11 protein-coding genes and 1 pseudogene are annotated in these 12,185 nt (G+C 69.9%); 8 read left to right on the top strand and 4 right to left on the bottom strand.

The genetic code is table 11. From position 1 onward, the window contains the following. The 5 genes from V7793_RS10660 to V7793_RS10640 form a co-directional block, all read left to right on the top strand. A partial coding sequence (locus tag V7793_RS10660) for an acyltransferase family protein (RefSeq protein WP_336004799.1) occupies positions 1 to 1,234 on the top strand: 1,234 nt, incomplete at its 5' end. 55 nt (positions 1,235 to 1,289) lie between these two features. Further along, positions 1,290 to 2,132, top strand: coding sequence for a methyltransferase domain-containing protein (locus tag V7793_RS10655; protein WP_336004795.1), 843 nt, complete (start codon positions 1,290 to 1,292; stop codon positions 2,130 to 2,132). Between the two features lie 49 nt (positions 2,133 to 2,181). Beyond that, entirely contained in the window at positions 2,182 to 2,874 is a 693-nt protein-coding gene (locus tag V7793_RS10650) for a FadR/GntR family transcriptional regulator (RefSeq protein ID WP_336004792.1), read from the top strand. An 83-nt stretch (positions 2,875 to 2,957) separates the two neighbouring features. Continuing rightward, entirely contained in the window at positions 2,958 to 4,160 is a 1,203-nt protein-coding gene (locus V7793_RS10645) for an MFS transporter (RefSeq protein WP_336004789.1), read from the top strand. After that, complete coding sequence (locus V7793_RS10640; protein ID WP_336004785.1) at positions 4,157 to 5,290, top strand: GDSL-type esterase/lipase family protein; 1,134 nt, start codon at positions 4,157 to 4,159, stop codon at positions 5,288 to 5,290. The genes V7793_RS10645 and V7793_RS10640 overlap by 4 nt, the downstream gene beginning before the upstream one ends. A gap of 1,225 nt (positions 5,291 to 6,515) precedes the next feature. Here the strand turns inward: V7793_RS10640 and V7793_RS10635 are convergent. Next, positions 6,516 to 7,469 carry an esterase/lipase family protein gene (locus V7793_RS10635; RefSeq protein WP_336004782.1) on the bottom strand — a complete coding sequence of 318 codons (954 nt, stop codon included), beginning with the start codon at positions 7,467 to 7,469 and terminating at the stop codon, positions 6,516 to 6,518. 1,308 nt (positions 7,470 to 8,777) lie between these two features. Between V7793_RS10635 and V7793_RS10630 the strand changes: the two genes are divergently transcribed. After that, on the top strand, positions 8,778 to 8,957 hold the full coding sequence (locus V7793_RS10630) for a hypothetical protein (protein WP_336004779.1): 180 nt from the start codon (positions 8,778 to 8,780) through the stop codon (positions 8,955 to 8,957). A gap of 258 nt (positions 8,958 to 9,215) precedes the next feature. Here V7793_RS10630 and V7793_RS10625 read toward each other — a convergent pair whose 3' ends face one another. Further along, positions 9,216 to 9,572: a DoxX family protein gene (locus V7793_RS10625; RefSeq protein ID WP_336004775.1), complete on the bottom strand. Its 357-nt coding sequence runs from the start codon at positions 9,570 to 9,572 to the stop codon at positions 9,216 to 9,218. 292 nt (positions 9,573 to 9,864) lie between these two features. Between V7793_RS10625 and V7793_RS38190 the strand changes: the two are divergent. Beyond that, positions 9,865 to 10,368, top strand: a pseudogene (locus tag V7793_RS38190) (IS5 family transposase); the annotation flags it as partial. Between the two features lie 46 nt (positions 10,369 to 10,414). Beyond that, positions 10,415 to 10,927 (top strand): aldo/keto reductase, encoded by a 513-nt coding sequence (locus V7793_RS10610; RefSeq protein WP_336004773.1) that lies wholly within the window; start codon positions 10,415 to 10,417, stop codon positions 10,925 to 10,927. Between the two features lie 121 nt (positions 10,928 to 11,048). Here V7793_RS10610 and V7793_RS10605 read toward each other — a convergent pair whose 3' ends face one another. Both V7793_RS10605 and V7793_RS10600 read right to left on the bottom strand, forming a co-directional pair. Next, on the bottom strand, positions 11,049 to 11,486 hold the full coding sequence (locus tag V7793_RS10605) for a glutaredoxin domain-containing protein (protein WP_336004768.1): 438 nt from the start codon (positions 11,484 to 11,486) through the stop codon (positions 11,049 to 11,051). Positions 11,487 to 11,689: 203 nt separating this feature from the next. Then, positions 11,690 to 12,100: a RidA family protein gene (locus tag V7793_RS10600; protein WP_336004765.1), complete on the bottom strand. Its 411-nt coding sequence runs from the start codon at positions 12,098 to 12,100 to the stop codon at positions 11,690 to 11,692. Between the last annotated feature and the right edge of the window lie 85 nt (positions 12,101 to 12,185).

Here is a 12,185-nt window from a genome sequence, read left to right as displayed (position 1 = left end):
TCATGGGGGAAACATGAGAAATGAACGGACACTCGCCGACTCACGGCTCCCGTCCCTGACCGGTCTGAGGTTCGTGGCGGCCCTGCTGGTCTTCTTCTTCCACCTGAGCGTGGAAAAGCTGTACGACGACGGCGCGAACCCGGTGTTGTCGAAGATCTTCAATCCGGCCGGCGGCGTCGGCGTCTCGTTCTTCTTCATCCTCAGCGGATTCGTCCTCGCCTGGTCGGCGAAGCCGAACCGGCCCGCCCGTGAATTCTGGCGCCGCCGCCTCGCGAAGATCTACCCGAACCACCTCCTGCTCTGGGTGCTCACCCTGCCCCTCCTGCTCCTGTTCGGGGAGCAGGTCGCCGCGGGATCCGCCACGGCGAACCTCGCACTGGTGCAGACGTGGGTCCCGCGCCTCGACTTCTTCTTCAGCGTGAACCGGCCGAGCTGGTCGCTGTGCTGCGAGCTGTTCTTCTACCTCATGTTCCCGTTGCTGGCGCGGTTCGTCGGACGGCTCGGCCGGACCGGCACCTGGACGCTCGTCGCGGCGACCGTCGCGGGCGTCTGGCTGCTGCCCGTGGCAGCCGGCCTCCTGCAGGGCGGGCCCGGCATGCCGCTCGACGTGTCGCACCCCGAGCTGGACAGCGGTGTGTCCGTGCGCCAGTACTGGCTGGTCTACGCCTTCCCGGTGTCGCGCTGCCTGGAATTCCTCCTGGGCATCGCCGTGGCGAAGCTGGTCAAGGACGGCGCCTGGCCCCGGATTCCCGTGGCGGTGGCCACGGGCCTGCTGGCGATCGGCTACGCCGCCGCAGTCCAGGCGCCCGTCCTCTACGGCCTCTCCGCCATCACCGTGATCCCCCTGACGCTCTTCATCCCGGCCGTCACGATGTCCGACCTGGAGGGCCGCAAGTCCCCCCTGAGGAGCCGGTCCATGGTGTGGCTGGGCGAGGTGTCCTTCGCCTTCTACCTCGTGCACCAGACCGTCCTGCGGATCGGGCACGACCTGCTCGGCCACGACAGGTCCTGGAACGCCTGGACGGCGTCCGCGCTCGCCGCGGCCTTCGCGGCGGTCACCCTTCTGCTCGCCTGGGCCGTCTACCGGTGGTGGGAGATGCCCGCCATGCGCCTGCTGACGACGCGGCGTTCCCACCGGAAGAGCGTTCCCGTGGCGGCCGGCGGCCCGCTCGTACGCCCCGGGACGGAGCTCGCGGCGCGGCGCCCCGCCGAGGCCGCCGCGGACAAGAGCTGAAGCCGGCCGCGCGCCTCGCCCTCACCCCGACCAGCACACCCTGAGGAACATCGACATGCTGACCCTGGACCGCGTCATCGAGCCGGAACACGCTGCTCCCACCCTGGCCCACACCCGCCCCGCCACGTGCCTCCAGTCCTACCAGTCCGCGCTGGAGCAGGTGGGAATCGGATCCGGATGGCACGTACTCGACGCGGGCTGCGGCAGTGGCGACTTCCTGCCCTGGCTCGCCGAGCTGGTCGGCCCCGAAGGGCGCGTGTCGGCGGTGGACCGGATCGCGCGGAACACGGCGATCGCCGAAGAGCGCATGCGTCAGTACGATCCCGGGCGTGCCGTGGACGTGCGCCACGCGAACGTACTCGACCTCCCCCACCACGACGGCGCCTTCGATGCCGTGTGGTGCGCCGACGTCCTGCAGCACCTGGACGACGGCATGCTCGAACGGGCCCTGAGGGAGCTGCGCCGGGTCGTGCGGCCGGGTGGGCTGGTGGCCGTTCAGGTGCCGGACGTCACGGCGCTCGCGGTACGGCCCGGCGATCCGTTCCTCCTCACCGACTTCTTCCGCGCGGCGGCCCCGTCCTGCCCGTACGCCCGGCAGTTGCTGCGCAGCCGTGAACTCCACCGGTGGCTGCGCGAGGCCGGCCTGGCCTCGGTGCGCCAGCACACGACGGTGATCGAGCACATCGCTCCGCTGGAGCCCGAGACCCTGCGGTTCTGGACCCGGATCTGCGCCCTCGTCGCCCGGCAGGCACGCGGCATGGGCAGCGGCTGGGACCACCGGATGGTGCCGTTCGCCGATGCCGGCGCGGAGGACCATCCGCTCCGCTCCCGGCACGGATACGTCAGCGAGGGGACCACCGTCACCGTCGGTACGGTGCCGGGCCCTTCCGAAAGTTAGGGTGACCTCACTAAGGGATGATGATATGTTCAATGAGGAGGTGAGCGGAGTGCGCGCAGTACCGCGTTCGGCACTGATCGAAGGCACCATCGACCGGCTGAAGTCCGAGATCGTCAGCGGCAGGTGGCCGATGGGCAGCAAGATCCCCATCGAGGACGAGCTCGTGGAGGAACTCGAGGTCAGCCGCAGCACGCTGCGCCAGGCGGTACAGGCCCTGGTGTACGTGGGCCTGCTGGAGACGGCGCAGGGCCGGGGGACGTTCGTGCGCGGCACCCATGAGGTGGACGCCGTCCTGACCCGCTACCTGGCCGACGCCGAGCTCCGCCACGTCCTCGAAACCCGGCGCGGCCTGGAGGTGGAGGCGGCCGGACTCGCCGCCGAGCGCCGCAGCCGGGCCGATCTGGACCGTCTCGCAGCGGTGTACGAGCGTCAGACGGCCGCCCACCGGGACGGCAGGGCAGGTGAGTTCAACCGGGCGGCGGTGGAGTTCCACACGGCCGTCGTCGAGGCCGCGGGCAACCCCGTGCTGGCCCGTCTGTACGGCAGCATGCTCGGCTCCGTCCGGGACTCGGTCCGGGTCGGCGGCGTGCGCCGGCCCGAGGAGCACTACGGGGACCCGGGACACGCCCGCATCCTGGAGGCGATCGACGGGGGCGACCCGCAGGCCGCCCGCGAGGCGGCGGCCGATCACGTGGCCGCCTTCCTGACCACGCTCGCGCCGGCCGGCGAGGACGCGCAGTGACGGCCCGGGGCGGCTCGCCCTCTCCCCAAGGCGAGCAGGAGCCGCTGTTCACCCGCACCGCCGTGGTGGCGTCCTGCTTAGGCATGGTCATCATCGGCGCGCTGATCGCCCTCTACGGCCCGGTGGTCCCCGCCCTGCGCGACCGGTTCGGCCTGTCGGAGCCGACGGCCGGCATGGCGCTGGCCGCCCAGTCCCTCGGCGCGGTGGTGGGCGTCCTCGGCTTCAACGCCGTCCATCACCGCATCGGCAACCGGGCCCTGCTCACCTCGTCCTACCTGACCATGCTGGCGGGCACCGTCACCTTCGGCCTCTCCGGGACCTGGCCCCTGATGCTGGCGGCCGCGGTCGTCACGGGACTCGGCCTCGGCGGCGTCGACTTCGCCATCAGCCGGCTGTTCCTCATCGGGCTCGGCTCCCGCGGACCGGCCCTGCTCAACGTGGCCCACGGCTGCTTCGGGCTCGGCACGGTCCTGGCGCCGGCCGTCATCGCCGTCACCGGCCCCGACCGCTACGGCGCGACGTTCATCGCGATCGGCTTCCTGACCCTGATCCCCCTGGCGTGCGTCCGCGGGATCCGTGCCCGCCCGACGCCCTCCGAGCTCGCCGCGGCCTCCCCCGCTCCCGCCCGCCGCTCCGGCGGACGCGGCACGGCCGTCGTGCTCGCCGGGTTCGTCGCCGTCTACATGCTGCACTTCGCGGTGCAGAGCGGCATCGGCAACTGGGAGCCCACCCACCTGCACGCGCTCGGTCAGAGCATGACCGGTGCGACCGTCGCGACGTCGGCGTACTGGCTGGCCATGACCGTCGGCCGCTTCCTCGTCGCCCCGCTGGCCCGCCGCTGGTCGCCGGCCGCGATCGTGACCGGCGCCTGCGCCCTGATGACCGTCAGCGTCCTGCTGGTACCGGTGCCGGGCCTCGCCCCCTGGGCGTACGCGGCCGCCGGGCTGTGCATCGGCCCCATCTTCCCCAACGGCCTGAACTGGCTGAACCGCTCCGCCCCCGCCGCGGGCAACGCCATGGCCTATGTCATCGCCGCGGCCATGCTCGGCTCCGTCGCCTTCCCGCCCACGCTGGGCGCGGTCATCGAGGAGTACGACGTCGGCGCCCTGCCCCTCGTGCTGTCCGTCCTCTGCCTGGTCACGCTGGCCATCAGCGCGGCCCTCGCGGGGCGGCTGCGCGGCACCCGGACGGAGACGGTGGCGGCCCGGGCGGCGCTCCCCCGGGAGACGGCACTCACCCAATCGACCGTACGAACGACAGGCACCCGAGAGAAAGGCGCGTCATGACCCAGCAGTGGGTGGCGGGATTCCGCAGCGCGGTGATCAGCCCGTACGAGGAGATCCGGCTCACCGAGCCGCGCGGCTTCGACGACCAGACGGTCCGTCAGGTCCTGTACATGGCCGGCGGCGGCGAGCGGATACGCGTGCGGCTCTCCAACCGCTACGGCCGCGCCCCGCTGACCGTCGCCGAGACCCGGGTGGCCGAGCGCAAGACGGCCGACGAGATCGTCGCCGAGACCGACACCGGTGTGCGGTTCGGCGGCTCGGCGCAGGTGACGGTCCCGGCGGGCGGCGAGGTGGTCAGCGACCCGGTCGACCTGTCCGTCCGGGCGGGCGCCGACCTCGTGCTCAGCCTCTACCTGCCGGCGCGGACCGGCCCGGCCACCTACTCGCACATGCCCGTCGAGACGGCCTACGTCACCGGCGGGAACCGGGCCGGGGCCACGGCCCTCCCCGGAGCCGAACAGGTGCAGGCCAGGTTCTACGTGACCGGGATCGACGTGCTCGCGCCCGAAGGCACGGCAGTCGCCGTCGCGTTCGGAGACTCCTGGTTCGAGGGCGTCGGCACCACCCTCGGCGCCAACCTGCGCTCCGTCGACGCGCTCAACCGGCGCCTGGAGCGCGGCTGGACCGTCAACCAGGGCATCGCCGGGAACCGGCTGCTGACCGACGAGATCGGCGAGCACGCCCTGGCGCGCTTCGAGCGGGACGTGCTGTCCGTGCCCGGCGCCGCCCACGTCCTGGTGAACTTCGGCATCAACGACCTGGGCCTGCCCGGAATGGTCGGTCTGCCCCCCGCCACGGCGGGCGAGCTGACGGCCGGGTTCACCGAGCTGGCCCGCCGTGCGCACGACGCCGGGCTGACGATCCACGCGGCGACCATCGGACCGTTCGCCGGCGCGGTCTACCCGGGCCACAACACCCCCGAGGGCCTCGCTGCGCGGCGCGAGGTCAACGAGTGGCTCCGCACCGGCGACACCTTCGACTCGGTCTTCGACGTCGCCCGCGCCGTGGAGGACCCCGCCCGGCCGGACCACATCCGCCCCGAGTTCGACAGCGGGGACGGCATGCACCTCAACGACGCCGGAGCCCTGGCGATGGCCGCCGCGGTCGACCTCGGCGCACTCACCCTCTGACGCCACCGGCGTCCCTCGGACCCACCCCGCACGGCGCACGTCTCGTGCACCCCCGGCCGTGCGGGGTGCCCCCGCTCCACCGCCCGCTCCCCGAGCGGGTCGCTTGCCGCACCACCTGCCGCACCGCCGCTCACGGGCGGCGGTGACATTGCGGGAGCCCGCCCCCGACCACCTGCGATCATGTGCCGGTGATACCGAGCACCACCGCACCCGCACCCCCGCCCGCCGCCCCGATACCGGCCTTCGCCGGTGACTTCGAGGCCCATCTGACCGTCCGCCCCTCCGCGACCGCCGGGGCGGACCAGTCCCTCCAGCGGTACGCGGCGGACCACGGGATGAAGTTCACCGACATCCTGCTGGACCGCGGCCGCACCCCCAGCCAGCCGATGCTCACCCTGCGCCGGTCCGGCGCGCTGCCGGACGTGCGAGGGGCGGTGGAGGCCGCGGCCCGCGGGCTGGACGGCGCCGGGTTCACGGTCGTACGGACGAAGATCGAGGCGGCCCCGTGGGCGGAGGGGGTGCCGGAGACCGACGCGGAGGCGGCGGTCCTCGGGGCGGGCTACTACTTCGAGCACCACCTGAAGCTGCTGCTCACCCCCGGTACGGACCTCGTGGCGCTCGCCGGCCTCGCCGCCGCCCACCGCGCGCACCTGTCGCGCAACGCCCGCCGGGTGCGCGCCGACGGACGCGCCGAGCGGTTCGTCACGCAGCGCTGCCGCGCGGTCGGGCGCCGGACGGCCGGGGCCCGGCTGGACGCGCTGGTGGCGGCCGTGCGGGCCGGCGGGCACACCCTCGTTTCCGAGGAGCGGGAGTTCGTCGTCCTCGACAGTGACGAGTCGCTCGACGCGGGGTGGATCGACGAGACGGACGGCACGGGCACCACCGGCTGCCGGACGGCTACGTCTGCCGCACCTGTCACGACAAGGCCCTGCGAGTCCGCGGATGCGGCCCGGACTGCGGCACCGACCGGGCACTTCCCGGCCTGCGGCCCGGCGACCGCGCTCCCATCTGCCCGGCCTGCGCAGGCTTCACCCTCTCCTACGAGTACTCCCGATGCGGCTTCGAGGGCAAACTGCACGGCCGACAGGGCATTGAAGACCGTCCAGAGCGGCGGCCGCCAGATCTTCACGGGACTGGAGGGCGGAGTCGGCCTCCTCGTCTTCCGGCGATTCTCCGGCGGCCGACTGGCGATCGAGATCGGCCAAGGCGGACCTTTGGGCCGGAATCAGAAGGCGGGAGCCCTCGGCACACAAGGAGCCGCCGGCGCTGAGGGGTCCAGGGCCCGCTTGACCAATCCGATCGCACGCGGGCTGTACGACATGCTCAGATGGGCGGAGAAGTCGACGAAGCAGCCCTCCTGCAAGGTGATGTTCCGCACCGTTGCTCCGGGGCCCGCCGTCATGAACGTGCTCTGCCAGGGGGTGGTGATCTCGTCGTACTTCGTGCCGATCACGGTGTAGTCGACCCCGGGAACGGTGTCCCCGCCGGCGTTGAGCTCCTTGATGAAGTCGGACTTCTCGTACTGCTGGATGCCCGCCTTCCCCAGGGGCTTTGCCCCGGACTCCAGGATGTGGAGTTGGTCGGCGAGGGTCTCGATGCCGCTCATGGTGGTGCCGTGGTTGGTCGCGCCGAGTTGGACGACCTTCTTGACCTTGTTCTTCGAGGGGTCGCTCGTGTTCGCGCCTCCGTCGGCCTTGAGATACCAGCGGGACAGGGTCCCGCCCTGGGAGTGGCCGACGAGGTCCACCTGCCCGGAGCCGCTGGCGGCGAGCACCTTGTCCACGAAGGCGGCCAGCTCCTTGGAGGACTTCTTGATGTCTCCGTAGCCCTTGACGGTGGGAGCGAGAGCTACTCCGGCGTCGTCGGTGTCGCCGAAGTCGAGGGCGTAGACGCAGTAGCCCTGGGCTTTCAACTCGGGGGACATCCGGGCCCAGTTGTTGTAGCGGTTCTCGTAGGTGCCGTGGACCAGGACGACCGGCCGCGGGTGGGCGGCGCTGGGACGGCAGTTCCAGTCGTTGGCGCCCGGCGGATCGATGTCGAGGCGGAGGATGGAATAGACCATGGCGGGAAGGAAATTGTCCTGCGCCGGGCCGGTCTCCGCTGCCGCGGGCGTGGAGGTGGCCAAGACCGTCGCCGCGGCGGCGGCACAGACGGCGGTGACGTATCTGGGTATGTGCAAGACGGCTCCTGAGTAGTGCGGAACTCGGACCACGCGCGATTTTTCCCATGAGTGCCGACCGAGGAGGGAACCCCGGGTGACCTCCCCGGCGTCGCCACCGGATGACGCATCGTCACCCCCCTCGGATCTGATACCGCCCGAGGAGGATCCCGGACCATCGGCCGGATGTCCCCGGGGCGGCCTCCGGGCCCTCGGTGTGCACATCGAGGCGGGAGGCTCTAAAGGGAGGGAAGCACAGGCGCGTACTCACACCCCGCGAACAGCCGGATCATCACACCAGTCACACCCGGCCATCACATCTCTACAAGATCGCGTTACAAGCTCTATGTCCGCAGATCACTTGGGCGATGTGCGGTGACAGACCGTTCATGATGGCGTCGGTCACGAAGATCCTGCGGAAGTCGTGTGGAGAGAAGACGAGCGGTTCGCCGCCGGCGTTCGGACAGGCCCGTAGCGGCCAGCGCTGGTCGCCATGGTGTGCCTGCTCGACGACGGCAACGGGATCCTGATCGCCGACGAGACGGGGGGTGCGAAGTCCTCGACCGACGCGGTGGCCGCTGCCCGCCCGTACTCCGGTTCGGTCGGCGGAATCGGTCTATACCAGGTCGCGGTGCACCCGGCCTTAGCCACGTCCGTTGCACGTAGGTGAGGCGGTCTGCTTCAACGTCGCGAAGGGCCACAACGCGGTACGCGGTGAACCAGTCGAGGGCTGCCATGGCCATCCCGAAAGCCCAGCCAGCGGTAGTTGACCCATGCGGGGCGAGGAGTATGAGGCAAACCACCACCGGCAGGGCGACGAAACCCGCCGCCAGGAACACACGGGTGGGCGTCTCGCCGAAAGCAATCGGAACGGTGCGGCGTCCGATCCTGACGTTTTGGGCGATGTCTCCCACGCGGCGGTCAGCATGAACAGAGTGCCGAGGAACATGCCGTGGTCTTCGATGACCCAGTGCCACGAGAGGCGAAGGTCGTCGTGGAGGAAGATGATCACGACCCGCAGAAGAGCCCATTCTGACGTGGAGGCAGCATTAACAGCCAGGTTGACCAGCGTCTTTCTCCACTCTCCCTGCGTTGGAAAACTTCAAGACCATGATCAAGGCGTGATTAGTACGCGTCGCTGACCTGCCGAGGGAGGCCCCGCCCTACCAGGGGCTTGCGGTCCTCCACCAGGGTCGGCGCCGCCGGTCCCCGGCTGGCGGGCGCGGTGCTGCTGATTCGACGCGATCCGCGGCACCATGCCGAACGCCGGATACCGGGAATCGGACTACCGCTTGGCCCTCCAGACCTACCCCTCGCCCATTCCCAGCGGTGCGGAGAACAGGTACCCAGAGTCCAGCCGACAGCAGCGCATCACCAGTCGACCGGGACGAGCTCCTGCGCCGCCTGGCCGGCCGGAACCAGTGCAGGGACGCCAACACCCTCACCGTGAACGCCTCCGCGCTGGACGACTTCTTCGCCCGCTTCGAGCCCACCACCCGCACAGCCTAGACCCAGGCGAACCGCCCACTGCCCAGGCTCCCTTCAACCGAAGGCTACCGGCCGGTTACTTGTCACTTGGTCGGCTGCTCTTTTGGGTCGGCTGCTCTTTAACGTCACGTCGGCCGTGAGTTCAGCGGGACTGAGGCAGTTGCACCGGAGACCCATGGCGTCTTCGGCAGTTAGGCTCGAAAGGGCGGTGGGTTCATCGCCGCTGGATCGGCAGGAAATCCTTGGGGAGGCTGGTCCTGAGGGACGGGCTGCACCGGATCACCGGGCGGCGTGGTAGGCCAGATTCACGGCCAAAGCAGCCACGGGCAGACAGAAGAACACGGCCCAGGGACCCAACTGGTAGTCACGAACGCGCAGGTGGGCGCAGAGTGCACCAAGGAAGTACAGCACGAGGCCGATGGCAGCGAGCATGCCCAGCACCGGCACGGCGAACCCGGCCAGCAGCCCCAGCGCCCCCAACGCCAGCAGTGCGCCCAGTGGGCGCATCCAGAACCGGGGCACACGCAACTTGTCCGCCTGGCTCTTGGGGTAGTCGTGGCCGATGAAGTTGGCGATGGCGGCCGAACCGTTGACAGCCGCGGTGAGGAGGGTGACCACGAGGTAGGCGGCAAACATGAGAAACTCCTTCTTCTGCTCGAGAACGACGGTTTAGTGTTCGTCTCCTTGACGCAGACAGCACCTCAAGATGTGACACACCCTGTCACTGAGCGTTTGATGCTGTTTTAGGACGGCATCTAGCGCTTTCCGGCCCTGACGTCCCATGCTGGGGAGACTGACGAGCGGGAAGCGCGTGACGTGGCACGTGGGGAATGTTTCATCCCGGCCCCTCCTGTGTCATCCCAAGGCGTTCCGGCCGGCAGCCGTTTGCCTGCTGGCCAGTTTGGTTGCCGCGCAGTACATCGGAAACATGACTCCGCGCCGTGGCTATCCCAGCGATCTGTCCGATGCCCGCTGGCAGCTGATCGAACCGGTGCTGACCGCCTGGCGGGCCGAGCGCCGCGGGCGTGGCCTGGACATCGGCCGCCCGCCCGAGCACGACCTGCGCTCCCTGATGAACGCTGTGCTCTACGTCGACCGCACCGGCATCCCTGGCGATATCTGCCGCACGACTTGCCTCACTGGCGAACCACCTACGGCTACTTCGCGGCCTGGCAGAAGGACGGCATCTTCGAGCAGCTCAGCGGCCTCCTGCGGCGCCTGGTCCGCGAGGCCGCAGGCCGAAACGCCGAGCCCTCCGCGTGCGTGCTGGACTCCCGGACCATCAAGACCTCCGCCAACGTGCACCTCGCGGACCAGGGCACGGACGAGGGAAAGCGCATCATCGGCCGCAAGCGCCACCTCGGCACGGACACCCTCGGCACTGCTGCTGACCGTCATGGTCACCACTGCGAGCATGTCCGACACCGCGGCCCGCTGACGTCCTGCACCGCCTCGTCGACGAAGGAACCGTCCGTGCCGTGGGCGTCTCCAACTGGACCCCGCCCCGCATCCTGGCCCTCACCCACGCCCTGGCAGAGCGCGGGCCGCACCGACTGACCGTGACCAGCCCCCTATGGAGCCTGGCCCGCCGCACCCGCCACGCCACCGACCCCGAACTCATCGAAGCCGACCAGCACCACCTGGAACTCGCCCGCCAGCAGCGCCTGATGGTCATGCCGTTCCGCACCAGCGCCCTCGGGTTCTTCACCCCGGCCTTCACCACGGGCCGCCTGCGCCACCACGACTACGTCTCCCGCGCCTACGGCACCGACGACAACATCGCCCGACGCCGGCGCGCCGCCCGCCCGGGCGACGCGCTCGGCGCCACGGCCCATCAGGTCGCCCTCGGGTTCCTGCGCGCCTTCGACGTGCCCGTTCTCCCCGTCATCGGCGCCACCCGCCCCGCCCACGTCCATGAAGCCGCTCACGCCTGTGCCTTGGACCTCACGGACGAACAGCGCCGGTACCTCACCGGCGGCGCACCCCAGTAGGACGGCGGCGGCAGGGCAGCGAACGGGGGCTCGGTGACTACGCTGGTACCGCGGTCAGCTTGTCTTTTAACCTCTGTGCGCTTGTGTCTGCGGGTGCCTCTCCGTAGTGCGCGGGTTCTGATCACGCGGAGGGGGAGAGCTGTTCGCGCACCCATTTGGGATCGGGGTTGGTGTGTGGCTGGCCCGCCACGACGACGGTCGGCACGGTCTCGTTGCCGTCGTTGGCTGCTCTCACCGCTGCCGCTCCTGCCGGGTCGCGCCAGATGTTGACCCAACGCAACTGGCGGGCGCTGCGGCCCAGCCGGATGCGCAGTCGTATGCAGTACTTGCAGCCCGGCCGCCAGTAGACGACCGGTCGGCCGTCGACCGCGCTGCGGCGTTGTGCTTCCTGCGCACCGATCGACCTCGGGAAGATCAGAGGTGAATTCACGCTGGCGAACGCGAGGAACGCCAGCAGGAGTGCTGCGGCTGTGCCGGGACTCCCCTTCAAGACCTGCCCAGTCGCGACGGCTGAGCCGCTGAGCACAAGCAGCATCGGCAGGATCCAAGCGCGCATCATGGTGATGCAGGCTATCGGTGAGTCGAAATGCTCCTCGAACCAGGCCGCTCACCTGGGTGTTCGGCGGACGCTGATGCGGCTTCGTCTGATCATGTGCTCCGACCAAGGATGCATGTGACCACGACGAAGGGTCGGGTAGCGGGGGCGCCTCTGCGTCCCGCAAATGCCCAGCTGGGCTACCCGGTTCGATACGCCGTTCAAAGTCAGTCAGGCAGCGCCACGGTGAGATCCACCTCGACGAGCTGTCCCGAAAAGCCCAGCTGGGCGACGCCCAAGAGCGTGCTGGCGGTGGTGAACGCCGGGCCCAGGGCAGACTCGGTGAGCCGACGCCATGCGGCTCCGAGAATGTCCCTCTCATCGCTCCGCACGTAGATCACTGACCGCACCACATGTTCAGGCTGGGCACTCACCGCTGCCAAGGCAGCGAGCGCGTTCGCGACAACCTGGTCGACCTGCGCCTCGAGGGAACCGGAACCGATGAGGTCACCATTCCGATCAAGCGGGCACTGCCCCGCCAGATAGGCGGTACGGCCTGCCTCCACCACGGTGATGTGGTGGTAGCCGGGTGTCTCATGCAGCTGATCGGGGTTGATGCGGGTGATCTTCTCAGTCATGTCAGCGAGTCTGACCAGCGTGGTGCCGGCACGCACCGCATTTTCTCCACCGGCAAGCATTCCGCAGCGACGTGGGGTTAAAGAA

The organism is Streptomyces sp. KLMMK, from assembly GCF_036961605.1.
Taxonomy (GTDB): Bacteria; Actinomycetota; Actinomycetes; order Streptomycetales; family Streptomycetaceae; genus Streptomyces; species Streptomyces telluris.
The sequence above is the reverse complement of the archived record's forward strand: the minus strand, read 5'-3'. Positions and strand labels throughout refer to the sequence as shown.

Excerpts from the sequence above, each read along its gene's own strand:
- V7793_RS10645 (WP_336004789.1), top strand. The coding sequence starts at position 2,958 with ATGGTCATCATCGGCGCGCTGATCGCCCTCTACGGCCCGGTGGTCCCC.
- V7793_RS10640 (WP_336004785.1), top strand. The coding sequence starts at position 4,157 with ATGACCCAGCAGTGGGTGGCGGGATTCCGCAGCGCGGTGATCAGCCCG.
- V7793_RS10605 (WP_336004768.1), bottom strand. The coding sequence starts at position 11,486 with ATGATGCGCGCTTGGATCCTGCCGATGCTGCTTGTGCTCAGCGGCTCA.
- V7793_RS10600 (WP_336004765.1), bottom strand. The coding sequence starts at position 12,100 with ATGACTGAGAAGATCACCCGCATCAACCCCGATCAGCTGCATGAGACA.
- V7793_RS10625 (WP_336004775.1), bottom strand. The coding sequence starts at position 9,572 with ATGTTTGCCGCCTACCTCGTGGTCACCCTCCTCACCGCGGCTGTCAAC.
- V7793_RS10655 (WP_336004795.1), top strand. The coding sequence starts at position 1,290 with ATGCTGACCCTGGACCGCGTCATCGAGCCGGAACACGCTGCTCCCACC.